Here is a 24,057-nt window from a genome sequence, read left to right as displayed (position 1 = left end):
CTAACGGGAAATGATGCGGATGCCGCAAATAACGGAGCGTCCCTGCAATGGGGGCGCGATTGCTTCATAAGGGGGAAAGTACAATGTCTTTCGCTTCGGAGACCAAGAAGGAATTGACCAATCTTGATGTGAAAGGCTGCTGCAGCAAGGCGGAGATGTCCGCGCTGATTCGCATGAATGGGTCGCTGTCGTTTTCAAGCCGGGAGCTTGTCGTGGATGTCCAAACCGAAAACGCAGCCATTGCCCGCAGGATCTATACGCTGATTAAAAAAAACTATGATGTGCAAGTGGAACTGCTCGTCAGGAAAAAAATGCGGCTGAAAAAGAATAATGTTTATATTGTTCGGCTGAAGGATTCGGCCAGGGCTATACTGGAAGATTTGCAAATCCTTGAAGAGGGTTTTGCGTTTATTCACAATATTTCCGCGAATTTAATCAAAAAGAAGTGTTGTAAGCGTTCTTATTTACGCGGTGCTTTTCTAGCAGGCGGGTCGGTCAACAATCCTGAAACCTCCTCCTATCACCTTGAAATTTCCTCGCTATATCAAGAGCATAATGAATCTCTTTGCGAGTTAATGAATAAATTTGATTTAAACAGCAAAACGCTTGAACGGAAGAAAGGGTTTATCACCTATTTGAAAGAAGCTGAAAAGATCACTGAATTCCTGAACATTGTCGGCGCTCATAATGCGCTGTTAAGGTTTGAGGATATCAGAATCGTGCGGGATATGAGGAATTCTGTGAACCGGCTCGTGAACTGCGAAACAGCGAACTTGAACAAGACAATCGGCGCTGCACTTCGTCAGGTCGAGAACATTCGCTATATTCGTGATACGGTAGGGCTTCACGTCCTTCCCGATAAGCTTCGGGAAATTGCTGAGCTACGCATTACGTACCAGGATGTCACGCTGAAAGAGCTTGGGGAAATGATGTCAGGCGGTTCCATCAGCAAGTCTGGCATCAACCACCGCCTGAGAAAAATTGATGAAATTGCAGAGAAGCTCCGGGCAGGAGATATGGCAAAACAGTAAGTTGGAAGTGTACCAGGCAGATGGGGAATACGTGTTCTTCTAATAACGGGAACAATGTACATACATCGAGAGCCTGTGCCCGAATATAATGATGAATAGCCGAGGGGGAAGGAAAGATGGTAGAAAAACAGGTTCAAGTAAAATTGAAGACCGGCTTGCAGGCACGTCCGGCGGCACTGTTCGTCCAGGAGGCGAACCGGTTTTCATCGGAAATTTTCCTTGAAAAGGACGGGAAAAAGGTGAATGCGAAAAGCATCATGGGTCTTATGAGCCTTGCGGTAGGAACAGGCTCTACCGTGAAACTGATCGCAGAAGGCAGGGACGAAGCGGAAGCGCTCTCTGCCCTGGCTTCATATGTAGAAAAAGAAGACTAATGTATGCACCAAAAAGACTCGCCCGTCGAGGGCGAGTCTTCTCACATTTATTTGCTTGTTGGTTCGTTTGGATTGCGATTGACGATATGGTCAACTAGACCGTATTCTTTTGCACGCTCAGCAGTCATGAAGTTATCACGCTCAGTATCGCGCTGGATCACTTCAAGAGGCTGACCAGTGCGCTCTGCAAGGATATCGTTCAGCTTGTCGCGTAGGAAAAGGATGCGTTTTGCAGCAATTTCTATTTCCGTTGCTTGACCTTGTGCTCCGCCGAGCGGCTGATGAATCATGACTTCTGCGTTTGGAAGGGCATAGCGCTTCCCTTTTGTACCGGCTGCAAGCAGGAATGCTCCCATGGATGCAGCCATACCAATGCAGATTGTCTGTACATTCGGCTTGATGAACTGCATCGTATCGTAGATTGCCATACCAGCTGTAATGCTGCCGCCAGGGCTGTTGATGTAGATGGATATATCCTTCTCGGGATTTTCCGCTTCTAGGAAAAGAAGCTGTGCGACAATCGAGTTTGCCACATTGTCATCAATGGCGCTGCCAAGCATGATGATGCGGTCTTTCAGCAGGCGGGAATAAATATCGTAGGCACGTTCGCCCCTGTTTGTCTGTTCAATGACTGTAGGAATCAAGTTCATATTTTGTGTTCCTCCTTTAATCATAAGCTCTGGCTTTCGCCAGGAAATCTATGTACTGTTAATGATACACCGATGGTCAATAAAGGTCAAACAAATCGATGTTGTCCTTCAAGAGAAAGTTTCGACAGTTCCCTCCGAAACCCTGCCTTACCCTTCCATCTTACCCATCATCAAACTTTTTAAACGAAAAACGGCTTGCATTACATAAGGATATACCCTATAATAGATAAGCGTAACACCAACCAGCTTTTCCAATATAATAATATATGCCCTCGTGGTGCAACGGATAGCACGCAAGATTCCGGTTCTTGAAATTCGGGTTCGAGTCCTGACGAGGGCGTCACCGTAATTGTATAACGTTAAAGTTTACGATGCCTCTACGCATGTTTAAGCGTAGGGGCGTTTTTTATTTTCTGGGATATTTTCCTCCGTTTAGTAACACGAAAAGTAACACGTACCCCCTACGTACAAGCCTTCCGTTAATTTTCTACGGGGAGGTTTTCCGCATTAAAAGACGAACAACCGTCACCACTACAATAGCGCAACAGTCGCGCGAAAAACCAAACGATACCAAATTAATAGCCGTAAGTTTTTTCGAAGCCGTCTCCGAATTTTTGAAGAATTGCACGATAAGAGGGCTCGCTGCCGACACGATAAAGCTTTACGACAAAGAACTGAAGCAAGTTGGTCGGAGTCTGGACGCAATCAAATCGCCATTGTCGGACGTTAGGAAGCTTCGACAATCAGACATCGAAGGATTTATCGCCCATCAATTAGAACTTGGACGAGCCGTAAGTACGATCAATACAAGAATACGAGCCGGCCGCACGTTCTTTAACTTTTGTAAGGATAGAGACTTTATCGCCGCGAATCCTTTCGACGGGATCGAGCAATTAAAGCAACGACACGAAATAGGCGCCACGTTTACAAAGCGGCAACTTAAGATGTTGCTCGACGCGCCAGACGTGACCACTTTTGCGGGATTAAGGGATTTAGCGATGATGCTGACGTTAGCCCATACCGGAATAAGACTCACGGAATTAGTAAATCTGCGCGTTCAGAACGTCTCATTCGACGAGAAAGGCGCAATAAACGTCCAGTATACCAAAAACCGCTACGCACGCAGGATACCGCTTACAGAACGTCTGAAAGCCGTCTTAAAAGCTTATATGCAAGAGCGCGGCGTTCTGCATACTGATGCGCTGTTTATTACCGTTGAAGATGAGCCGGTAAACCAGCGATTAGTTCAGCTACGGATAAAAGAGTACGGGGAGAAGACCGGCGTAAATAAAGAGGTTGCAGTAAATCCGCATGCGTTTAGAAGGACATTCTGCCGATTAAAGATCGAAGCAGGAACGAATATCTTTGTCCTTCAACGATTAACCGGACATCAATCGCTTGAGATATTGAAGCGCTATGTCCAGATATACGGAAAAGACTTGGAGGACGCAATCGAGCAAGGATTCGAAAACATGTAAACAAAAAAATAGAGCGCCGACTACCACAAATAGTCAAACGCCCACCGAAACAATCATCTGTTTTCAGTTTATCAGAAAAAAAGCGTGCTCGCAACATTTATTTAAGTGCGCCATTTTTCGGTAAGCTACGGCTGGGCAAGCGCTCCAAAAGGAGCCGGAAAAATGAACTTATCATATCTCGCAAACTATCAAACATTCGAATCGAAACAGGCGCTCAACGAAGCGACCAGCGCCCACCTTACGGCCAACCGTTATGACCTATCCGAAACCGCTCGCAGGGTTTTGACGGTCATATCTCGCCATGCCGTTAAGTATCCTGGCGTCGCTCACTTGAAGGCGGCAACGATTGCATCTATGATCGGAATGAGCGAGAAGACAGTCCGACGCGCCATCAGTCGCCTTGTAGCGTTGCGAATCGTTCGGAAGGTGGTTACGATGCGAAAAGTAACCGGAGGGCAAGGCGCCAATATCATGCAAATACTGCCGCATGTCCAGGCGCAAGTGTCCAGGCGTGAGGAAGCCGCCGAGCCAGCGCCCGCAAGCGTTGAGCAGCCGAAAAGTGAGAACGAACCTTATAATTCTATTAAACAAAATAACTCTAAAGATATTACGTATCCTAGCGGATATGCTTCTACGATTATGACGCCTTATGTACGATTCAAGAAAACGGTCGGATCATTCGTTAAGGATGACCGCCTGACCAACAAACTATACGGAATCTATCTCGCCCAAACTTCATACATACGCGAGTGCCATACCGAAGAGGAATTACTTGGCGCTGGCTTAGATGCGGTCAGAATAGCGTTTATGGCGACTAAACGGAAGAGATTACGCAACATTGCCGGATACTTTCACGGTACACTTGACCGCCTGCTAGACCGCTTATATGCGCAAGTGATTAGCGAACTAATGTAAGAAAAGCGAATATTGTACGCACTGTATGAAGGAACACGAACGGAATGGCTGCCGCTGGTTTACATAACGTTACAATATCGCGCGTTTTAGGCGTTCGAGTATGTCCGATTAGTAAATAATGCGAACAGACAATAGAGGGAAAGCGGATAGAGAGGCGCCATACGGTCGGACTGTATCGGACTATACGCCGCGATTCTACCAGCCGCATGCCTTGTCCGCGTGACCCTCCGAACGTTTTCGGGGTTCCGATTATTGCCGATATTGGCGTTACCCTACCGTTGAATCAATATATAGCGTTTATATAGAAGGAATACGGTGTTATCGTCTATATGTAGCGTTAGATTGCGTAATGACCGGAAGCATTGGCGCAAACATCAGCCGCGCCGCCTCGACCGGAAGGCACTCGCCAAACTCACGGGGGTCAAAGCGCCATAACTTAAAAGTATTGACACCGGTTTAGGCTTCCGCTAGAATAAAGGTATCAGGCGGTGTCGTAACTTATCGCCATAAATGAGAACGGAAAGAGGCGGTCAATATGACGATATATGGATATGCGCGGGTATCAACGGCAGGGCAAGATTTAGAGGCGCAAATACAAGCGCTGAAGGCGGAAGGATGCACCGAGATATATTCGGAGAAGTTTACCGGCACACAAAAGGATCGACCGCAGTTACAGGCGCTGCTGGCCGTGCTAGGCGAGGGTGATACATTGGTCGTAACGAAGCTGGATCGCATAGCCAGGAGTGCCACGCAAGGCAGCGAATTGGTGCGGGAACTAATCGACAAGGGTGTCCGTGTCAACATACTGAACATGGGCGTTATGGATAATCGGCCAGCGTCGAAGCTAATCCGTAATATCTTCTTTGCATTCGCAGAGTTCGAGCGCGATATGATCGTTGAGAGAACGCAGGAGGGCAAGGCGATAGCTAAGCAGCGTGATGACTTCCGAGAGGGTAGGCCGGCGAAGTATTCGAGGAAGCAAGTAGAGCATGCGCTTGGGTTGCTCGCGTCCTATTCGTATAAGCAGGTCGAGGACATGACCGGCATAAGCAAGTCAACGTTAATAAGAGCGAAGAGAAAGCAGTCGGCGAAATAGTGCCGGCTCTTTTTTCGTTATAGGGGGGCGGGTATGGTAGCGCGGCGACCTCGCCCAGGTGGTATCGAGTAGCGCGCATCATGAAAACACTTCACTTCCAATATTTTCTATATGACACAAAAAATTTCCGCAAAATTTTAATAACTCGGGGGTAAAAAACGGAAATCAATTCGTACAAACAAATCGCAGGAAACGCAATATTCGAAATCAGCAGAAGGTTAAGAGGAGTACGAGATAATCCGAAAAATTACGGTTTTGAAAGCTATCGCGACTGGGAGCGTTGGTGTAACGAAGAAATTGAGATTTCTAGGAATCATGCCAACAAGTTTATAAAAGTGGCGGAGGAACTCGGTGCCTCGGGACACCGAAACCTTGGAATTAAAGCGCTCTATGAAATAGCAACCCTACCAGCAGAACAGCGCGACCAACCGCACACCATCCCGACAACAACATAAAAAAGACGCCAGGCGCTATTGCTTGGCGTTTTCTAATACGAATATCTCATTTGAATCGCTTATGTTTAATGTTTCAATAATCTTCGCTAGGTGTTCTTTGTTTATTGATTTCCGCTGATTATTGCATATCTCACTAATGGCAGCTGGTCTAATGCCGGTTTTCTCCGCTAGTTCTTTCTGGCTCATGCCCTTCTCTTTTAGCAATTCATTTATCCTCAATTTAATCTCAACCATTTAACCACATCCTAGTCTTATTATCGTAATTATATAATGCCAAAATAAATTTCGCAATTACGGAATTATTTTTGTTGACATTACGAAATAACGGAATTATTATTAATATACGGATTACGAAATAACGGAATTATGAGAGGTGAGAAAATGGGAGCCGTGTTTTTTACCGTAATCATGGCCGTAACAATCGCAGTCTTTACCGCAGCTTACTTTATCGCACCGAAAAGCCTACAGCGCAGAATCATGAATCAAATTAACTCAATCGGAGGGAATTAATATGGAAAAAGTAACAGCTATGTACGTGTTCGAGGGGAAAAGCTTCGATTCCGAAAACGAAAAAGGTGTCCTTGTCGGCGATAAGGTACTCGTATCCGATAACGATGGGACGCGGCTTTATGAATGTCAGCAAACGAAGGATCCGAGTAAGGTAGTCGTGAATCTTGACGTTAATGATACCAATTACTTAAACGGCAGACCGGATATGTTGCTCGATTTAATCAAGGAGGGGCCGAAGAATATGAAACGAGTCACTGTCTATCGAAAATATGATGGAGAAATTGATTGGGAATTTGCAGAACTTGGCGTCCTGTATGAAGATAGGGGCATCGTGCTCCAATGCGATAATAACGGTCTGATAGCATTTTTCGAAGCAAAGCCGCTGGATGGTCACGAAAATGCTGTAATCGTCGAAGAAGGCGCCGAAGATTTGTCGCAGGACAATCCTGGGTTTGTTATCGACTTAATTATGGGAGGTGCTGGGCGATGAAAAACGTTGCTCGAATCGCCTACTATACACGCAAGGTTGCCGAATACGGGCGCCCAGGAAGCCGCCGCAACCGTTATCGTCATGGCCGCCTAACGGCTTACAAGCGGGCGCTGAACGCTCGACTAACGGAAGGGAGGAATCGGAAATGACGAGAGACCCAGGAACAGGAGGCTTCATATGCGCTTAATTAACGCTACATTCATTGCTAGTGATGACCCGGACTTCGGCGAAATAACCGAGCGCCTGCCGCTGATTGCGGATTCAGTGTTAATCGAAAACAGTTATGGCGAACTAAACTTTCTGACTATACCGCCGGTTGCTGCCGGCCAAGAACACGTTATAGTCGACCGCGCGTCGGCGCCGATGTTTCAGCTAATGATTGCGGAGGATGCAGAGATTGACTACGAACTAATCGAAAACGGATCGCTGCTCGATTTCATAAGAAAATACGCAACCAATGGAGGATTTTAGGATGCACGACTATTTTTCGCAACTTGTTTCGCTTAGTGAGGAAGTAAAAGCGTACTATAACCGCTTGAACGGTCTGCAGTCGCTTCTTGATCGCAAAGTATCGGCAATATACCACGACATTGAAAAGAACGACATTGACGCCATATCTGGCCATGACTACGCGCTTAAGTTAAAAGAAACGTTGCAATCCCGCCGCATTGTAAAGGATGAACTGGCGCGATTGAGTCCGGTTTATCACATGCTGCGTCAACAAATGGAGACGGTCGAGGATCAGCACGAAAAGGCGATGCGCAAAAGCGCTGAAATCCGCGGTCAATTAAATGTAAGTGGCGATATTGGCGAGGTGCTAATGGCGCTCGAGGCGTAAATGAATGCCGCTGTCCGGTTGGATGGCGGTTTTACATTACATTTTCGTTACAAATAGCGTTTTATGCCCGAAAAAGTGATGTAAAACGAGAGGTCATGCGTCATACGGAATGTATAGATTAATTTTTACTGCGCAGTTTTGCTATTTCGGTGGTATTAATTTAAGCGGGGATTTTTAACTGGCGACAAAAAGGTATTAGTAGGAACGCTGAAACTGCCCGCTCCCACGGGTTCAGTGTTCTCTTATTTTTTACAGTGGGAGTAAACAAAGTTTAAATAGGAGGACAAAAATGAACGCAAAATTATTTAAGTTTATCAGGCAATCACAAGGTTTGACGCAGCAGGAGGTTGCGAATCTGTTAGGAATCAGCAAAACGCTAGTCTGTTTGATTGAAAGAAACAAGAAAAATATTAGTGATCGTGTGAATAAAAGATTCCGAGAGTCGTTTGGCGCAGAATATGTTGACCGTTGCCAATCGTTTTTGGAAGAAAAATAAAATGGAGGGTTCAAATATGGGAGCAGATAAAAAATATCCTTTTAAAATTGAAGAGTATTATTCGCCAGGATTAACGAGCTTAAAACGAGTTTATACGCAGCACCCCAAGTTTAACGGAAATGTAAGGCTAATTTATGAATTACTGTTTGACTATTGGAATCCGAACTACGGTTATGCGTTCCCTACTCTATGGCAACTTTCCGCTGACTCCGGCTTGGGTGAAGCGACTGTGGAACGTTGCATTAAAGTTCTTATTCAGTTAGATTTAATCGAGAAAAAGCGTTCAAGTGTGGCGCAAAACAACGTTTATTTCATCAAAAAGCCAGTAGCAACTATCGAGGAATTGATTGCGAAGTTTCCAGAAGTCGAGGAGCATTACGAAAAACGGCGGGATTATATTAAATCACGCGAGGAAACCAGTAAAGCACGTCTGAAAAATAAAAAACCTGACGCTGCAAACGTCAAGGCTGAAGAAAAAGTATCTATTGAGATTATAGCACCGCCTGAAGATGACTGTCGAGAATTAGATTTAGACGGATGGCTTTAGTTCCTACTCATCATTTTGAGGGGTATATACTCATCATTTTGAGGGGTATCTACACGTCGTTTTGATGGGTTAAAGAAATATACCGAAATAAATATACCGATAAAAAGATACATTGCGCCTTATTGCATAAGTCGCTACAACGTTAATTGCTTATATACCTTTGTTGGTCAAAGAACTTAATAACAAAATAAAAAGACAGCTACCCATCATTTTGAGGGGTAGGGTATTTAAAACATGGGAGCGATTCAAATGACAGATAAAACGAGGTACAGAAACCCCGGAGCCGGAGCCGTCGAATTTGCCGCTGAATTCTTGGCCGGATTCAAGCGAGAGGAAGCTGCGGTATTAGCGCCTGCATTACTTCGAGGTGAGTTACATGATCCGTCCGATAAACGCGTGAAACGGTGTGGGCATTGCGGCTATTATTGGAGAGATAATAGTTTACGCAATACAAAGCGGACATGTTCTGATGAATGTAAAACCGGTATTAAATCGCTGCAAAAACGTCAACAACGGGCGGATGCTGCTTTGTTGGATACGAAGCCTAAAAAGCACAAATTAATGGACGACTATATCTGGTGGTTAGAGTACCCGTTTTGGATTCATGAATATTCGATGATTAAGATTGGATGGAAATTTGAAAGACCTTCAGGTATAGCGTTAATGGATTACGTAGAAACAAGTCGGAATCAAATGGGCGATGGTAATCGAAAGAAATCTAACAAACATGTAGACTATCATGGCGACGATAGAGATTTATTTTAACTGGCGACAAAAAGGTATTAGTAGGAAGGCCTTGACAGGCTGGTATTTTTTAGGGGACAAACGGAATAAAGGAGGGAGAAACGACATGAACGGAATGAAATCGAGGGCAATTAGATACTATTTGGGCGAATCAATGGATAAGTTTTCAAAGAGAATCGGGGTTGCTGCTTCGACCATTTGCGCCATTGAAAACGATCAAAGGGAAATGTCTGACTATGTGCGAGCAAAAATGCTTCGTATTGAAAACGAGTTGCCGCCAGACTTTTTTTCTTTTTATGAAAAATTTAAGTTATAGATAACCCATTTTATTTTACTGTCAAAAGGAGTGGATGTCAAGTGAAAGAGAAAATCGAGAAACGCACTTGTACACGTTGCGAGCAGGAAAAAGAGCCAGCGGAATTTTATACTGAAAGTCGTTATTATTGTATTTCCTGTGAACGAGAAACCGCAAGAGACCGAATGAGTCGCTACGGTAAAACGCTTCGAGGCAAAGCTGCCCAGGCTCTCGCAACTAGCCGCAAGACAATCAAGCGCAACGGCTATAAGGTTAAAGACGATTTAACGCTAATGGATGTTATTTTCACATTTGCAATGGCAGACGGTGAATGTAGCTACTGTGGCAAAGTAACGGATGATTATCAAATGGAACATATCGTGAGTTTGGCGAAAAATGGCCCCAATACGCTTTCTAACATTTGTGTTTCATGTAAGCCATGCAATTTAAGCAAAAGTAGCAAGGGCTTACTGCAATGGCGAGAGTATGACGAAGTGGTCGATGTCATTCAAAAGATGGCAGGTCGTCGCGGCGTAACCATCGAGGAAGTTCTCGAGGATTTTACAACGTGAAGAACGACCTTTGGAGAATGGAAACGGGCTGGCTTGGCGGCTACACAGAAGACCGCAACCTAATACGAAGAATCAAACGTTATAAATCTGACTGGCCGATAATGGCGGACTATTTTAAAAACGGTCGGCTAATCGGTGTCCAGTTCCGAATTCCAATCGAACAAAGGCGCCCAGCCGAGCGAATGTTTGATTGCAGATTATAACGAAAATTAGGCGTTTTAAGGGCTTTTAAGCTTTGACCCTTGCGATAGTATTCGGAACGTTTTAAGACGCCTAAAACAAGGCGAAATCAACAAAAATCTGCTCGTTACACACATTTTATAGGGAGGTGTCGGAAAATGCCTGCGTATCAGTTTCAAATTACTCGGCGCGGGAATCTGCCGGTCATAGTTGACGTCGAGGAAAACGGCCAGCAACGCCAATTCCTCTACAGCTGCCATTTATCGGATCGCAGAATCGAGCAGCTACTGCCCCGCCTTGTAATGGATAGCAAGTGGAAGCCGAAAAGAAAGGCGGTGTAAGATGCGAATCGACATGGTAGTTTTATCGCTCGATGACCAATACGGAGTGGGAGCGGAGTTTCGCCTGCTCGACCATCCAGAATTTACGCTGGTCAAAGTGGCGTCGCTATATTATCCGGCTGGCAAGTTTCAATCTTTAAACGAATGCTTAAAAGCGGCGATGCCCGAGTTGCTTCAGGAAGCCGATTCAAATGTCGTTCGCTTCCGATCAAAGCTACAAAACTTCAAGCGCGCCGGTCAGTTTACCCGTCCGCTTGAAGTTTTGGAAAAAAAAGTAACCGTAAGTCATGTTGCCGGTATTAGTTTTGATTGCCGGAAGCTTGCAATAGACGCATTAGAACGCAAGGAAAGTATCATAGCGAAAATATAAACGAAAAGGGGACGGATGAAAAATGGGAGAAAAGTTGTTTACTCAAGAGGAACTCAACAAGATTATTGCTGAAAGCCTTGAAAGAGAGCGAAAGAAAATTCAAGAAGAAAGAAGCCTAGCCAAAGAGGAAGTACCACCAAATGAGGGTGAAATCGACTACAAAGCAAAACTTGAAGAATCAAGAGCGGAAGAGGCAGAGCTGTTAAAGAAGATAGATACGATGAAAAAGCAGAATGCGCTAGTTCTTGCCGGTTACAGTATCGAGCAATCAACAAAATATTATCAGTTTGTAACAGGCTCAACTGACGAAGAGATCGCCGCAAGTATAGAGAATTTGAAACAGGACGTTAAGCCAAAAGGCCATTCAAAGGGCGTAGACCCTTATCATCACGGCAAGCAAAAAAAATCTATCTGGAATCCTTGGAGGTAATAACTATGAATCTATTCCTATTTAAACCGTATGAAAACCATAACCAGCACACTATCGTTGATATTGACGGCGTGGCAGCCGAGCAATTAAAAGCCAGCGGTCAAGCGGTCGAGGTATCGCTAGGAGAATATGACCAGCACCACCAACGCGCAAAAGCGGCATTCAATAAATTCAAGAAAGCCGAAGAAGCGATAAAAAATTCCGATAACCCGTACTTGAAAATTCCGGAGGTCAGAGATTATGAATTAAAGAAAATTCGCGAGGAATTCGAGGCGGAAAGTCTCGCCGCTGAAGCCGATTGGAAGGAGTTCCGCAAGCAAGCAATCGAAAGCGCGAAAACAAAAGCGGCGCAGGCGTATATTCCGGTATCCGAGCGCGATAGAGCAACCGCCGAGCAAGCGGTCGGACGTTACGCTATGCAGATTGCGCAGGCGGTCGGCGCCGATGCTATCCGGGAAGTAATCGGTAACATGCAAGCGGAACTAAGTCGGCTGACCGATTCGCAGAAGATTGCGATGCAGAGCCAAATCGGAAGGGTTACCGCTGATTTAGAGCGTAAGATTGAAGCGGCTTTATGGACGGAAAGGAACCCGAAGCCTCGTCTATCCGGGATTTATTCCGAACTTCAAGACATCCGCAATATGGACTTACTAGGTGTCAAGGCTGCGGAATCGTTGCCGAATACCGTTGCCGTGGATTATAACACGGTTAGAGTAGTTAGGAAGTGGTAGGCGATGGCGATGAAGCGCTTGATGGTTTACGCAGAAATTCACCGCAGATGTTAGCCATACGACCAATAAATTGGCTTTAAGCCAAACAATTTTTAGAAGTTAAACAAATTAACGAAGATACTAGGGGGATTTAATGATGAACACGACAATTCAAATCCGAAAAACGACATATCCAAAGAGCGACTTCCGGTCAGCAGGAAACGCATTTAATTCGACCATCACACGCGCGGGCTTCAATCAATCGCTAGAAACCGGCTTGCACCGTGACGGCATCCTTGCGGACGAAATTGACGCAGCAATGAAACGCTTAATCGAATCAATGATACACAACGGGCAGACTGGTGCTGTCGTAACGGTTAAGCTTCCGGCCGGCTATACGCTTACCGCAGCGCTTAAACAGTTCTATATCGACAAATACACCTTGGAAAAAGACCTTATCGCAAACTTGGCATTTGCGTAACGACTATTCGAGCTGCCATAACCGGCGGCTCCTTTTTATTTTAAGGAGGGAATTGGAATGATATACACGCTAACATTCTTGGCGCGGAGATTTCGCTATGCTATCGCCAAGCTAACCGACCAGGATGGAAACGTTACAGAATTTCGCGCCGCTAACAAGCACGAGGCAAGGTGCCGGGTATATCGGCATCTAAGCGGCAAGCCAGCAACGGTCTACACCGACGACCTGGCAACGCTTAGCAAAACAGCCATGCGAAACAAGCCGAGAAATATCGAGGTGCGGCGCCTTGATTAAGATACTCAACAAGCAGCGCCAGCCTGTCGTCATCCTCGAAAACGCGTATAAAATATCTTACGAGAAACGTCTCAACGAAATTTGGGGCGTTTCTTTTTGTTTACCGCTAAGCGACCCGAAGAACGCCGAATGTAAGCCGCTTAACTTTGTCGAAGTCACAGACGACATGACTGGCGAGTATATCGGCTTATACCGCATAGCGCCGTCACAAACGACTAAAGACGAGAGCGAGGACGAAGTTTTATACGAATGCGATCACGTGCTTTCAACGTTAATGGATAACGTTCTGTTTCGCTATCATGAAACGACCAACTTGCCGACATCCGAGGTTATACAGTTTTTGCTCGAAAAGCAAACGGTAAAACATTGGCGCCTGGGGCATTGCGACTTCAAGCGATATTTTTCGTACAGCTGGGAGAACGAAAGCGGCCTGCTTGCGCCGCTCTTCTCCATCGCCGAGCCGTTTGACGTTCCTTATCAATGGACGTTTGACACAACGTCATACCCGTGGACGCTGAATCTAGTCGTGCCGGAAAGCGAAGCGACTTGCGAACTCCGCTATGGAAAGAACCTAGCGATCATTGAGCGCACCGTCGACCCAACCAACATTGTCAATCGCATCTATCCGTTAGGTTCAGGCGAGGGTGTAAATCAATTGACCATCGAAAAGGTGAACGGCGACATTCCGTATCTCGAGGACGCTACATCTATTCAAAAGTATGGCGTGCTGCCTTACGTATGGGTTGACAGACGCTATACAAGACCTGGGGAAATGAAGGCCAGCGCGCAGGCGTTATTAAAAGAATGGAGCGTGCCGAAAATCTCGTATCGCGTCAAGGCGGTTGACTTATCCGTGTTGACTGGCGTTAGCATTGACCAATTGAAAGTCGGAAAGGTTGTCCGCATAATCGACCCGGATTTCGGCGTTATTGAAGCGAGGATTGTCAGCGAAAAGAAGGGCGATATAGCCGGAGCGCCTGACGATATTGAACTGGACATCGCTAATAAAACCGAAGACATGGGCGGCACGGCGGCAGATATACAAAGGCGTCAAGAAGTCAATGAGGTTTATTCGCAAGGAGCGACGAATTTGCTCGCATATTCTTACAATGATAACGCAGATGCCGATTACCCCGCGGTCATCCGTTTTTACCTTCCAGACGACTTGGTGCGCGTCAATCAGCTACTACTAACGTTCGAGACGACGAATTTCCGCGCATATAGTAAGGCGGCTATAAGTACAGCGGCCAAGACTGCGACAAGTTCAAGCGGCGGAGGCACAACGGTTTCGTCAAGTAGCGGCGGCGGCTCGGTTGTATCGTCAAGCAGTGGAGGAGGCACAACGGTTTCATCCAGCGCCGGCGGAGGCACTACTGCGACATCATCAACATCCAAATTTATGGAAATCCTGACTGGCGTTCCAGAAAACTCGGTCGGGGATCCTAACGATAACTACGGTTATCACTTGCACATGCTGTCCATTCCAGGGCACAACCACAGCGTTACAATAGCACCACACAGCCACAGTGTAACGGTTGCAAACCACAGCCATAGCGTTACCCTTCCAGCGCACAGTCACAGCGTTACAATAGCGGCACATAGCCACAATGTTGAAATACCCGGGCATGGGCATGACTTGTTGTATGGCGTGTATGAGCACGATACGCTTCCTAGCCAAGTAACGATTAAAGTTGACGGAAGGGCAGTACCAGGAACGGCGACCAGTGGTGATAATATCGACTTGATCCCTTTTTTGGCTAAAGACAGCGATGGCAAAGTAAGACGCGGCGCTTGGCACACTGTAGAATTAACACCTAACGGCTTGGCCCGAATCAATGCGCAAGTTATTTCGCGGCTGTTTATTCAATCGAGAACGGGCGGAAATTATTAAAAGCCTCGGCTCTATGCCGGGGTTATTTTTTTTCTATGGATTATCGAACGTACATTCGGTTATGATATACGTAAGGAGATGACCGGATATGTCTATTAACGACCGCGGCATAATCAAATGGCTGCCAGCGGCTTATATGCCAGAACAACGGGCAATGCTGCGAGAACTAGAGCGCGACGAACTGCGCCAACCAAAGCCGATACTTGACGAATATGAAATCGAAGAACTAGAAAGCCGGATATGTTATGCGATGGAGTTTAACTTTCCGGTAGCTATTTCGAAATGGTCAGACGGATTTACCTACGAAGAAAAAGGGCGCATTCATTACCTCGACCCTATTCGGAAGGAAGTCCGAATGAAGTCGTCAGGCGGGGCGCTTATACATATTAAGTTTGCGGATATTTTGGCGGTGGAGGTTATCGAGTAAAGTTTCCGCTGCCTCTCTCCGCATTTTTTTAGCGTTGACAAGTACAGCTATATTAGCTATTATTTGGATAACGTTTAGGTTTGGCGTAGTAGCGCGTAGTAATTATTCGTTAATACAATTATAGCCGTTTCAGGATTGCGAATAGATGCCGAAAGAGCCCGCGAGTGGTGCAACGGATAGCACGCAAGATTCCGGTTCTTGAAATTCGGGTTCGAGTCCTGACGAGGGCGTCATTAAAATCAATGAGTTCCTATGTTTGTATGAGTTTTATACAAGCGTAGGGGCTTTTTTGTTTGGTTGCTTTTCATTCGTGAATAACACGCAATGAATAACAAGAAATGGAGGACTTTGGAAACACCCCCTAGAATATAAATAAATGTTGGAGAACTTAATACGGTTAGAAAGGAGTAAAAGATGAAGAAAACGGTTTCTTATTATTCTTTATTGCAATCCTGCTAATGGGTTGTACCCAACAAAAAATGCTAATATGAAAACATCGGATGAAAAAGTGACGGCTGATAATTGGAGAGAAAGTGCTGCGTTGAGGATGCCATATAGGGATGAAGAGGGCAATGAATCTGAACGTGTATTTAGAATGGGTGATAATGGGAGATTTGGCTATGGGGAATACGGTCCATTGATTCATAATAGCAGTCAAAAATACATGTGGCATTTCTGGATAGATAAAAAAGAGTTTGAAAAGTCATTAAAAATTACAGCTATAAATCAAAAGTCAAAGGAAGAAGTGGTGATTTTGAGTACTGATGCAACAGCATTAGCACCTAATAATGGAGCTAGTCACCATATCCCTTCAACGATCAACTTACCAGAAAAGGGACTGTGGAAATTTGTTGTAGAATTTGATGGTAAGCATTTTGGGAGCTTAGTAGCTGATGTACAATAAATTGTTTTGAGTCCTGACAGTGTGGGCGGGGCAGCTATTATCAGAACAACAGGTGAAAAAGAAAGTTGGATAGAATATGAGTATTAAATTTACAGCTTATGTATCCAATATGGAAACAGGAACAGCGCATTTATTAACTAATGATTCATATAACGAAATAGATTCCGCATTTGTTACTTCGGAGCGAACAACATATATACCAATTACTCATCCAGAAGCGGCAAAAGCAGCTCTAAAAACTTGTGAGGAACAGGAAGGACCCGCATTATATATACCTGGATATGTGCAATTAACAATTGATGGGATAGATTTCTTTACAGAAGATGATGATTCATAATTGCTCTTGCTAACACGACACCATTAATGGAAAGGTAATTATTAAAATATGAAAAATTTTATTGGATTTTTCCTTGCTAATGGCCTTTGGGTACTATTCTCATTATTTCTTACGGGAATAGATATTCCGATTCCAAGCTCCTTTATAGCATTAATGATAGCGGCTAACGCTATTTTTGCGTTCTTTTCTATTTTTGTTCAGACATTGGTAATTACTTTATATGAAGTGAATGTTTTTGAAGAACCTAAAAATATTCTAAGTTATTGTTTTAAATATATTGCTATTACTACATCGGGGATAAATTATTATGTTCAAACTGTACTAAGTAGACTTCCATTTATATTAAACAAATTAGTTGCTGCGTTTTTCTTTATCTTCCTGGTTGCGACGGGTTTCAGCTTGCTGGGCGTTTTCAATTAATGTAGCTTAAATTTTTTACATGCTGGAGGAAAAAGAATATGAAAGATACCAAAAAAATAAATGTGTCTTCACAAATCTTTATAGATACTCTGATGGATTTAGGATTAACCAAAAGGGCGAGGGAATTTGCAATTGAAAGCGGTTTTTCTATAAAAGAAATTGATCAGATGAAGAGGAAATCAAACGGGATAGAGATTTCGGAGCCGTTAAAAGAAATATTAAACTCAGTGTTAAGTACTAGCAGCATGGCCAGGTTTGAGAATGGAGAAAAAACGCTTCTTATTTTTCCAGATAGTAAATCCAATATAATAGCCGAGCGGATAGAGGGTGACTCTTTTGAGTTTTCTAAGCATGGATTCAAGGAGTTAAGTTCAATCTTAAGGGGATTTTACGGGTGGGATACCAGCAATCAGGTTGATCCCATGAAGATAAATATCGGGCTAACCAGTGATATATATGATTTAATCCATGGAATAGAACCATCGGTTTTGGATGAAATGATAGAAGATGAAAGTTTCGAAGTGCAAATTCGCCATTTTTTACTTGACTTTAAAAGAAATCACCAACAGGTTTCCAAGATTATCTTTAAAAAAAGAAGAATTGATAAATATGATATGGAAGAAAACCATGTAATGTTATTTGTCCCTTCAGAGAGCTTTATCTGGCACATTAATTATGAAGGGATAAAGGACGATCAAATCATTTTAACAAGTAATACTGTCCCGACCTATTTATCAGTTGTGCAGAAAATAACGAAAGAAATATTGCAAGGCAGTATACATAACGAAAAGAAAAAGATAATCCATTCAAAAGAAGAACAAAAAAAGTTTTCATTTAGAAGAGGGTTTTCATTTTTTTGGAAGAGTAATCTAATTTTATTTACAATTATCCTTGCGCTTAATATAAATAGAGCAAACTTTAGTGAGGAAGGTGGCGATTTGCTTCTTTTAATGTCTCTATTATGGGAAGCCTTCCTTATTTTATTATCTATTTTTCTTGTCTTCACGAGAGAGGAATTTTAGATTTAAAGGACGCTTAGCCTCACAATAGGGGCTTCGCCTCTTTATAACTTAGTTTGCAGGTTAACTCAACATAGAATAGAGGGAGGGAAATAATTGAGGGTTCATTCAAAAGAATCTAATGAGCATCATTTACGTTATCTTGTGAAATCTGCAATAGAAAAGGATGCGGAAAACTTGTCTGTTATAAGGTATAACAAATGTTTAAAATCTGATTCATTGATGAATGCCTCGCCCCTCTTTCTGCTTTTTCCTACCTTCATCAATATTTTCACGGCCATTGTTCAACTTTCAAATCAGCGTTGCTTGGTTTGCTAAGTGGATTTAATTCATTCTCCTATCAAAACCACAGGAACCGCCATCACAAACGACGACGGTTTTTTTTCATTCATTTTCCACTGCTTTAAAAACAAGATTTTGTATGATCATGGTTTGCCAAAGGAAATCAACAGGTCTAGTGTAAAATTTGTGACAAAAATGTGAACTTGTAAAATTGTTACCATTCCTCTAAGTCCCGTTTTCATGTAAAATGGGAACAGGAGGGGATTGGCATGGATTTAAAAGCAGGGTTGTGGCAAAAGCAGACGTTAAAGCTTGCGATGACGCAGGAGCTTTCACAGGCCATTGCGCTTTTGCAGTATTCTGCCCAGGAGCTTGCCGCTTTTTTGGAGGATAAAATGTTGGAAAATCCCCTGCTCCAGGTAGATTACCAAAACGTGAAAACAGTGGATCCGAGGCTCGGCTTGGAAAGGAAGACGAGCGCGGCGGGTTCTGGAGGGCGCGATCAGAAGAATTGGATTGAGCAGATTGGTGAGACGTCTGATACGCTGCAGGACCATCTGATTTTTCAATTGAATTTACTTACTGTTACTCCAGAAGAGAGAAAAATAATAAAAGCATTTATTGAATCTATAGATGAAAACGGTTACTTGGGCGTGGATGGTACTGAAATCTGCCATCGGTTTGGAATTAGCGAAGAAGAGGCGGAGCATTGCCTTTCCATTCTCCAAGGGATGGAGCCGGTTGGGATCGGTGCGCGCGGGCTGCAGGAGTGTCTGCTTCTTCAACTGGAACGATTGCCTTGTTGTCCGGAAAATGAACTGGCCAGGATTATCATCAAAGAACATTTTCTGCTTTTTGCCGAGAAGAAGTGGAAGACGCTGGCGAAGTTAATGAAAACGGATTTGAAGCAAATCCAGAAAGTCTTCGATTATGTACAGCGTCTTAATCCGAGGCCGGGTGCGGCTTTCGGGGGCGGGAAGGCTGCATATGTCGTGCCGGACGTTGTCGTCAGATTTGAGGATGGTTCCTTGACAGTCGGACTGTTTAATGGCACGATGCCGAAGCTGACGTTCAACAAAGACTATTTTGAAAGTATGGCAGCGCACGGAGATCAGGAAGTTTCAAAGTTCCTGCAAACAAAGCAGCATGATTATCAGTGGATTTTAAAGAGCCTTGAGCAGCGGAACGAGACATTGATGCGTGTTTCTTTAAAGATTGTTGAAAAGCAGCATGATTTCTTTTTTAAAGGACCGACTTGTCTGCAGCCAATGACAATGAAGGAAGTAGCAGATGAATTGGAGATCCACGAATCGACTGTCAGCAGGGCAGTAAGAGAAAAATATATGCAAACACCTGCAGGAACTTTTGAATTGAAATATTTCTTCTCCAGTTCCATCCAAACAACGGAGCAAGAGAATACTTCTTCTCGTCAGGCAAAAGCAGGAATCGGCAGGCTGATTAAAGAGGAAGACAAGAAAAGCCCGCTTTCAGATCAGGAAATCGTCCGATTATTGAAGGATCAAGATGGCATTGTGCTATCAAGGCGAACCGTTGCTAAATACAGAGAACAGCTTGGTATCGCGTCCTCTTCCAAAAGGAAACGGTTCGAGTAGAAAATAATAGAAGATACAGGGTGTGGTTTGATGAAAGGTGCAGTAACACTTTATATGAGGGAAAAGTGCCACTTGTGCAGCGATGCGAAAGAAATGCTCCAAAGCCTTCAAGAGCAGTGGGATTTTTCCATTGTAGAAGTCGATATTGACAATGATGATGACCTTGTAGAGCAGTATGGAATTACCATTCCTGTTGTTGTATTGAACGGGGAAGAGATAGCTTGGGGCATTGTTGACAAAAACGCCATGATTAAAGCGTTTTCAGAAAAAAACATTGATTATATCGGTTGAATTACTTTTGCACTCCTGCTAGAATAAAATTTGTAGCAAGGGTGATTTTTTTTACATCAAGTGGGACATAATATGTCTAACCGGGACATTATGTGACCATGAAAACGGACGTCCCATTGAAAAAGGAGAATATCATCATGAAATCAATTCTTGATATTCAAAAAAGAATGGTACCCGATTTGGTTGAGATTATGCAAAAACGGTTCCAGATTCTACAATACATAAAAGTGATGCAGCCTGTAGGAAGAAGGAGCCTTTCCACAAGCCTCGGCCTTACAGAGCGGGTGCTCCGCAGTGAAACAGAATTTCTTAAGGAGCAGGACCTCATAATTGTTTCTTCACAAGGAATGAGCTTAACCGAAGAAGGAAATGATATCCTTGATGGTCTAGAAAGCATAATGCGCGATATAACGGGTATTAGCAAATTAGAAGAGCAGCTCCAAAAGAAAATGGGAATTAGGAAAGTCGTGGTTGTCCCTGGCGATAGCGATAAATCTCCTTGGGTAAAGAGCGAGCTTGGCAGCGCATGTGCAGTTTGCATGAGAGAAGCGCTGAAGGGAAATGATACCATTGCGGTGACAGGCGGATCGACAATGGCTGCTGTTGCGGAAATGCTTCCTAAGGATCTTGGAGAAAAGAATCTCCTATTTGTTCCTGCAAGAGGTGGCGTTGGCGAAGATGTGAAGAACCAAGCCAACAACATATGTGCAAACATGGCGGACAAAACGGGATCCAAGCATCGGGTTTTTTATGTGCCGGACCAGGTGAGCAGCAGCATTTACGAATCCTTTACCAAAGAACCGTATGTGAATGAAGTGCTCGGTCTCATCAAATCCGCAGGAATGGTTCTTCATGGAATTGGAGATGCTATCACAATGGCGGAGCGCCGGAAAACAGAAAAGGCAGACATGGAAAAGATTATGGAGGGTAAAGGAGTTGCAGAGGCTTTTGGCTATTACTTTGATGAGGCTGGCGAAATCGTCCACAAAGTACAGACAATTGGCCTTCAGTTAGCCGACCTCCAATCCATTGAGCATGTGTATGCCGTCGCGGGTGGTTCATCGAAAGCGAAAGCAATAAGCGCATACATGAAGCAGGCTCCAGCATCGACCGTTCTTTTTACGGACGAAGGAGCAGCAAGAAATTTGGTACAAGGGTAGCGCAAGCTTCCCATTAAATATAATCATAATGAATGATGCACGAATTAAAGGAGGAAAAAACATGGCAGTAAAAGTTGGTATTAACGGATTTGGACGTATCGGACGTGTGGTTTTCCGCGCAGCGCTTAAAAACCCTAACATCGAGTTAGTTGCAGTAAACGATTTGACAGATGCAAAAATGCTTGCACACCTTTTAAAATATGACTCTGTACACGGTACGCTTGAAGAGGACGTGACAGTGGATGGCGACTCTCTAGTAGTTGCAGGAAAACGCGTTAAAGTTCTAGCAGAAAGAGATCCAGCGCAGCTTGGCTGGGGAGACCTTGGCGTAGAAGTGGTTGTTGAATCAACTGGCCGTTTCACAAAGCGTGCAGACGCTGCGAAACACCTTGAAGCAGGTGCGAAGAAGGTTATCATCTCTGCTCCAGCTTCCGATGAAGACATCACAATCGTAATGGGCGTAAACCATGACAAGTATGATGCAGCAAACCACCATGTAATCTCTAACGCTTCTTGTACAACAAACTGCCTTGCTCCATTTGCAAAGGTATTGAATGACAAGTTTGGCATCAAACGCGGTATGATGACAACTATTCACTCCTACACAAATGACCAGCAAATCCTTGACTTGCCGCACAAAGACTACCGCCGTGCTCGTGCTGCTGCTGAGAGCATCATTCCGACAACAACTGGTGCTGCAAAAGCAGTTTCCCTTGTATTGCCTGAATTGAAAGGCAAATTGAACGGTGGCGCAATGCGTGTCCCAACTCCAAACGTATCGTTGGTTGACCTAGTTGCAGAGCTTGATAAAGATGTAACAGTTGAAGAGCTTAACAGCGCCTTGAAAGAAGCTTCTGAAGGCGAATTAAAAGGTATTCTTGGATACAGCGAACTTCCGCTTGTTTCAAGAGACTACAATGGCAACCCATACTCTTCTACTATCGATGCGCTTTCCACAATGGTTATGGAAGGAAATATGGTTAAAGTAATCTCTTGGTATGACAACGAAAGCGGCTATTCTCACCGCGTTGTTGATCTCGTTGACTACATCGCTGGCAAAGGCCTGTAATACCAAAAGCCCACCGCTCTTCACAATTGGGGAAAATGTTGGATTAAGTAGCGGTTAACAGCTATAATGTAATGGTATGAAAAGGGGAGCGGGGACCATTCCCCACTCCCCTTTTTCTTTTACTTGTAATCACCATTTTAGAGGAGGACATGCCTTGAATAAAAAATCGATCAAAGATGTTGATGTGCAAGGAAAACGTGTATTTTGCCGAGTAGATTTCAACGTACCGATGAAGGACGGACAGGTAACGGATGAAACAAGGATTCGTGCTGCGCTTCCAACAATTGAGTACCTGGCAGGAAAAGGAGCGAAAGTAATCTTAGCAAGCCATCTTGGGCGGCCAAAAGGCCAAGTGGTGGAAGAAATGCGGCTTACAGCGGTATCAAAGCGCCTGTCCGAACTGCTTGGAAAAGATGTGAAGAAAACAAACGAGGCTTACGGAGAAGCGGTCAAAGCGGAGATTGCTCAAATGAACGATGGCGATATCCTCTTGCTTGAAAATGTTCGTTTTTATCCTGGTGAGGAAAAGAACGATCCAGAGCTTGCGAAAGAATTCGCAGCGCTTGCTGACCTGTATGTCAACGATGCTTTCGGTGCAGCTCACCGTGCGCATGCGTCAACAGAAGGAATTGCAAAGCATATCCCTGCTGTATCCGGCTTCCTGATGGAAAAAGAGCTTGAAGTGCTCGGCAAAGCATTATCCAACCCTGAGCGCCCATTCACTGCAATCATTGGCGGAGCGAAAGTAAAGGACAAAATCGGTGTGATTGAGAACCTGCTTGAAAAAGTAGATAACCTCATTATTGGCGGCGGACTTGCTTATACTTTTGTTAAAGCACAAGGGCATGAAATTGGAAAATCTCTTTTAGAAGAAGATAAGATTAGCCTTGCTAAATCATTCATTGAAAAAGCGACGGAAAAAGGCGTAAACTTCTACATGCCTGTCGATGCAATTGTTGCTGATGAATTTTCCGAAGCTGCAAATACAAAAGTGGTTTCCATTAAAGAAATACCTGCTGATTGGCAAGCGCTGGACATCGGGCCAAAGACTTCGGAAATTTACCGAGATGTTATCATGAATTCCAAGCTTGTCATTTGGAATGGTCCTATGGGCGTGTTTGAAATGGATAAATTTGCAGAAGGTACAAAAGCTGTTGCTAATGCTCTGGCAGATAGCACGGATACATATTCTGTCATCGGTGGCGGCGATTCAGCTGCAGCAGTTGAGAAGTTCCACTTAGCAGAAAAGATGAGTCATATTTCTACAGGCGGCGGGGCATCCCTTGAGTTTATGGAAGGAAAAGACCTTCCAGGTGTTGTTGCTTTGAACGATAAGTAAAATTACTA

General features: G+C 44.2%; 34 protein-coding genes and 1 tRNA gene. 33 read left to right on the top strand and 2 right to left on the bottom strand.

Going from position 1 to position 24,057, the window contains the following annotated elements:
* Positions 1–83 precede the first annotated feature (83 nt).
* Complete coding sequence (whiA, locus tag BQ5796_RS13920; RefSeq protein ID WP_071460764.1) at positions 84–1,031, top strand: DNA-binding protein WhiA; 948 nt, start codon at positions 84–86, stop codon at positions 1,029–1,031.
* A 116-nt stretch (positions 1,032–1,147) separates the two neighbouring features.
* Positions 1,148–1,405, top strand: coding sequence for an HPr family phosphocarrier protein (locus BQ5796_RS13915; RefSeq protein WP_071460763.1), 258 nt, complete (start codon positions 1,148–1,150; stop codon positions 1,403–1,405).
* A 47-nt stretch (positions 1,406–1,452) separates the two neighbouring features.
* Here the strand turns inward: BQ5796_RS13915 and clpP are convergent, their stop codons facing one another.
* Entirely contained in the window at positions 1,453–2,055 is a 603-nt protein-coding gene (gene clpP, locus BQ5796_RS13910) for an ATP-dependent Clp endopeptidase proteolytic subunit ClpP (protein WP_071460762.1), read from the bottom strand.
* A 268-nt stretch (positions 2,056–2,323) separates the two neighbouring features.
* Between clpP and BQ5796_RS13905 the strand changes: the two genes are divergently transcribed.
* The 5 genes from BQ5796_RS13905 (at position 2,324) to BQ5796_RS18865 (ending at position 5,999) form a co-directional block, all read left to right on the top strand.
* Positions 2,324–2,395 (top strand) — tRNA-Arg (locus tag BQ5796_RS13905).
* Between the two features lie 31 nt (positions 2,396–2,426).
* Positions 2,427–3,533 (top strand): tyrosine-type recombinase/integrase, encoded by a 1,107-nt coding sequence (locus tag BQ5796_RS18715; RefSeq protein WP_083413125.1) that lies wholly within the window; start codon positions 2,427–2,429, stop codon positions 3,531–3,533.
* 162 nt (positions 3,534–3,695) lie between these two features.
* Positions 3,696–4,448 (top strand): helix-turn-helix domain-containing protein, encoded by a 753-nt coding sequence (locus BQ5796_RS13895; protein ID WP_071460760.1) that lies wholly within the window; start codon positions 3,696–3,698, stop codon positions 4,446–4,448.
* A 535-nt stretch (positions 4,449–4,983) separates the two neighbouring features.
* Entirely contained in the window at positions 4,984–5,544 is a 561-nt protein-coding gene (locus BQ5796_RS13890; protein ID WP_071460759.1) for a recombinase family protein, read from the top strand.
* A gap of 164 nt (positions 5,545–5,708) precedes the next feature.
* Entirely contained in the window at positions 5,709–5,999 is a 291-nt protein-coding gene (locus tag BQ5796_RS18865; protein ID WP_141769955.1) for a DUF3102 domain-containing protein, read from the top strand.
* Between the two features lie 15 nt (positions 6,000–6,014).
* Here the strand turns inward: BQ5796_RS18865 and BQ5796_RS13885 are convergent, their stop codons facing one another.
* On the bottom strand, positions 6,015–6,233 hold the full coding sequence (locus tag BQ5796_RS13885) for a helix-turn-helix domain-containing protein (RefSeq protein ID WP_071460758.1): 219 nt from the start codon (positions 6,231–6,233) through the stop codon (positions 6,015–6,017).
* A gap of 147 nt (positions 6,234–6,380) precedes the next feature.
* Between BQ5796_RS13885 and BQ5796_RS18710 the strand changes: the two genes are divergently transcribed.
* The 26 genes from BQ5796_RS18710 to BQ5796_RS13745 all read left to right on the top strand — a co-directional run bounded on the left by BQ5796_RS18710 (position 6,381) and on the right by BQ5796_RS13745 (position 24,049).
* Positions 6,381–6,509 (top strand): hypothetical protein, encoded by a 129-nt coding sequence (locus BQ5796_RS18710; RefSeq protein WP_282956866.1) that lies wholly within the window; start codon positions 6,381–6,383, stop codon positions 6,507–6,509.
* A 1-nt stretch (position 6,510) separates the two neighbouring features.
* The gene (locus tag BQ5796_RS13880) at positions 6,511–6,999 is read left to right on the top strand and encodes a hypothetical protein (protein ID WP_071460757.1); all 489 of its coding nucleotides are present in this window, start codon (positions 6,511–6,513) and stop codon (positions 6,997–6,999) included.
* 177 nt (positions 7,000–7,176) lie between these two features.
* Positions 7,177–7,470 carry a hypothetical protein gene (locus BQ5796_RS13875; protein WP_071460756.1) on the top strand — a complete coding sequence of 98 codons (294 nt, stop codon included), beginning with the start codon at positions 7,177–7,179 and terminating at the stop codon, positions 7,468–7,470.
* A gap of 1 nt (position 7,471) precedes the next feature.
* The gene (locus BQ5796_RS13870) at positions 7,472–7,837 is read left to right on the top strand and encodes a hypothetical protein (RefSeq protein ID WP_071460755.1); all 366 of its coding nucleotides are present in this window, start codon (positions 7,472–7,474) and stop codon (positions 7,835–7,837) included.
* A gap of 289 nt (positions 7,838–8,126) precedes the next feature.
* Entirely contained in the window at positions 8,127–8,333 is a 207-nt protein-coding gene (locus tag BQ5796_RS13865; RefSeq protein ID WP_071460754.1) for a helix-turn-helix domain-containing protein, read from the top strand.
* Between the two features lie 16 nt (positions 8,334–8,349).
* Entirely contained in the window at positions 8,350–8,880 is a 531-nt protein-coding gene (locus BQ5796_RS13860; RefSeq protein WP_071460753.1) for a helix-turn-helix domain-containing protein, read from the top strand.
* 249 nt (positions 8,881–9,129) lie between these two features.
* On the top strand, positions 9,130–9,645 hold the full coding sequence (locus BQ5796_RS13855) for a hypothetical protein (RefSeq protein ID WP_083413124.1): 516 nt from the start codon (positions 9,130–9,132) through the stop codon (positions 9,643–9,645).
* Positions 9,646–9,730: 85 nt separating this feature from the next.
* A complete protein-coding gene (locus BQ5796_RS13850; RefSeq protein WP_071460751.1) occupies positions 9,731–9,940 on the top strand; it encodes a helix-turn-helix domain-containing protein in 210 nt (69 codons plus the stop codon).
* 164 nt (positions 9,941–10,104) lie between these two features.
* The gene (locus BQ5796_RS13845; protein WP_141769942.1) at positions 10,105–10,491 is read left to right on the top strand and encodes an HNH endonuclease; all 387 of its coding nucleotides are present in this window, start codon (positions 10,105–10,107) and stop codon (positions 10,489–10,491) included.
* Positions 10,488–10,694, top strand: a complete 207-nt coding sequence (locus tag BQ5796_RS13840; protein ID WP_234969348.1) for a hypothetical protein — start codon at positions 10,488–10,490, stop codon at positions 10,692–10,694. Before BQ5796_RS13845 ends, BQ5796_RS13840 begins: the two co-directional genes overlap by 4 nt.
* Before the next feature lie 319 nt (positions 10,695–11,013).
* Positions 11,014–11,382, top strand: coding sequence for a hypothetical protein (locus BQ5796_RS13830; RefSeq protein ID WP_071460748.1), 369 nt, complete (start codon positions 11,014–11,016; stop codon positions 11,380–11,382).
* A gap of 22 nt (positions 11,383–11,404) precedes the next feature.
* Positions 11,405–11,812, top strand: coding sequence for a hypothetical protein (locus tag BQ5796_RS13825; protein ID WP_071460747.1), 408 nt, complete (start codon positions 11,405–11,407; stop codon positions 11,810–11,812).
* Between the two features lie 5 nt (positions 11,813–11,817).
* Positions 11,818–12,543 (top strand): hypothetical protein, encoded by a 726-nt coding sequence (locus tag BQ5796_RS13820; protein ID WP_071460746.1) that lies wholly within the window; start codon positions 11,818–11,820, stop codon positions 12,541–12,543.
* Positions 12,544–12,676: 133 nt separating this feature from the next.
* On the top strand, positions 12,677–13,003 hold the full coding sequence (locus tag BQ5796_RS13815) for a hypothetical protein (protein WP_141769941.1): 327 nt from the start codon (positions 12,677–12,679) through the stop codon (positions 13,001–13,003).
* 57 nt (positions 13,004–13,060) lie between these two features.
* Positions 13,061–13,297, top strand: coding sequence for a hypothetical protein (locus BQ5796_RS13810; protein ID WP_071460744.1), 237 nt, complete (start codon positions 13,061–13,063; stop codon positions 13,295–13,297).
* Positions 13,290–15,188 (top strand): phage tail spike protein, encoded by a 1,899-nt coding sequence (locus BQ5796_RS13805; RefSeq protein WP_071460743.1) that lies wholly within the window; start codon positions 13,290–13,292, stop codon positions 15,186–15,188. Before BQ5796_RS13810 ends, BQ5796_RS13805 begins: the two co-directional genes overlap by 8 nt.
* 88 nt (positions 15,189–15,276) lie before the next feature.
* Complete coding sequence (locus BQ5796_RS13800) at positions 15,277–15,615, top strand: YolD-like family protein (RefSeq protein ID WP_071460742.1); 339 nt, start codon at positions 15,277–15,279, stop codon at positions 15,613–15,615.
* A gap of 487 nt (positions 15,616–16,102) precedes the next feature.
* Entirely contained in the window at positions 16,103–16,519 is a 417-nt protein-coding gene (locus BQ5796_RS13790) for a hypothetical protein (RefSeq protein ID WP_071460741.1), read from the top strand.
* 76 nt (positions 16,520–16,595) lie between these two features.
* A complete protein-coding gene (locus tag BQ5796_RS13785; RefSeq protein WP_071460740.1) occupies positions 16,596–16,856 on the top strand; it encodes a hypothetical protein in 261 nt (86 codons plus the stop codon).
* Between the two features lie 48 nt (positions 16,857–16,904).
* Positions 16,905–17,276: a hypothetical protein gene (locus BQ5796_RS13780; protein ID WP_071460739.1), complete on the top strand. Its 372-nt coding sequence runs from the start codon at positions 16,905–16,907 to the stop codon at positions 17,274–17,276.
* 38 nt (positions 17,277–17,314) lie between these two features.
* The gene (locus tag BQ5796_RS13775; protein WP_071460738.1) at positions 17,315–18,298 is read left to right on the top strand and encodes a hypothetical protein; all 984 of its coding nucleotides are present in this window, start codon (positions 17,315–17,317) and stop codon (positions 18,296–18,298) included.
* 548 nt (positions 18,299–18,846) lie between these two features.
* Positions 18,847–20,190 (top strand): RNA polymerase factor sigma-54, encoded by a 1,344-nt coding sequence (gene rpoN, locus BQ5796_RS13765; protein WP_071460736.1) that lies wholly within the window; start codon positions 18,847–18,849, stop codon positions 20,188–20,190.
* Between the two features lie 30 nt (positions 20,191–20,220).
* Complete coding sequence (locus BQ5796_RS13760) at positions 20,221–20,481, top strand: glutaredoxin family protein (RefSeq protein ID WP_071460735.1); 261 nt, start codon at positions 20,221–20,223, stop codon at positions 20,479–20,481.
* 137 nt (positions 20,482–20,618) lie between these two features.
* Complete coding sequence (locus BQ5796_RS13755) at positions 20,619–21,641, top strand: sugar-binding transcriptional regulator (protein WP_071460734.1); 1,023 nt, start codon at positions 20,619–20,621, stop codon at positions 21,639–21,641.
* A 61-nt stretch (positions 21,642–21,702) separates the two neighbouring features.
* Positions 21,703–22,710: a type I glyceraldehyde-3-phosphate dehydrogenase gene (gene gap / locus BQ5796_RS13750; RefSeq protein WP_071460733.1), complete on the top strand. Its 1,008-nt coding sequence runs from the start codon at positions 21,703–21,705 to the stop codon at positions 22,708–22,710.
* Between the two features lie 154 nt (positions 22,711–22,864).
* On the top strand, positions 22,865–24,049 hold the full coding sequence (locus BQ5796_RS13745; RefSeq protein WP_071460732.1) for a phosphoglycerate kinase: 1,185 nt from the start codon (positions 22,865–22,867) through the stop codon (positions 24,047–24,049).
* Positions 24,050–24,057 lie beyond the last annotated feature (8 nt).

It is taken from the genome of Bacillus massilinigeriensis (assembly GCF_900111815.1).
In the GTDB taxonomy this organism is placed as follows: domain Bacteria; phylum Bacillota; class Bacilli; order Bacillales; family Cytobacillaceae; genus Mesobacillus_C; species Mesobacillus_C mediterraneensis.
The sequence above is the reverse complement of the archived record's forward strand: the minus strand, read 5'-3'. Positions and strand labels throughout refer to the sequence as shown.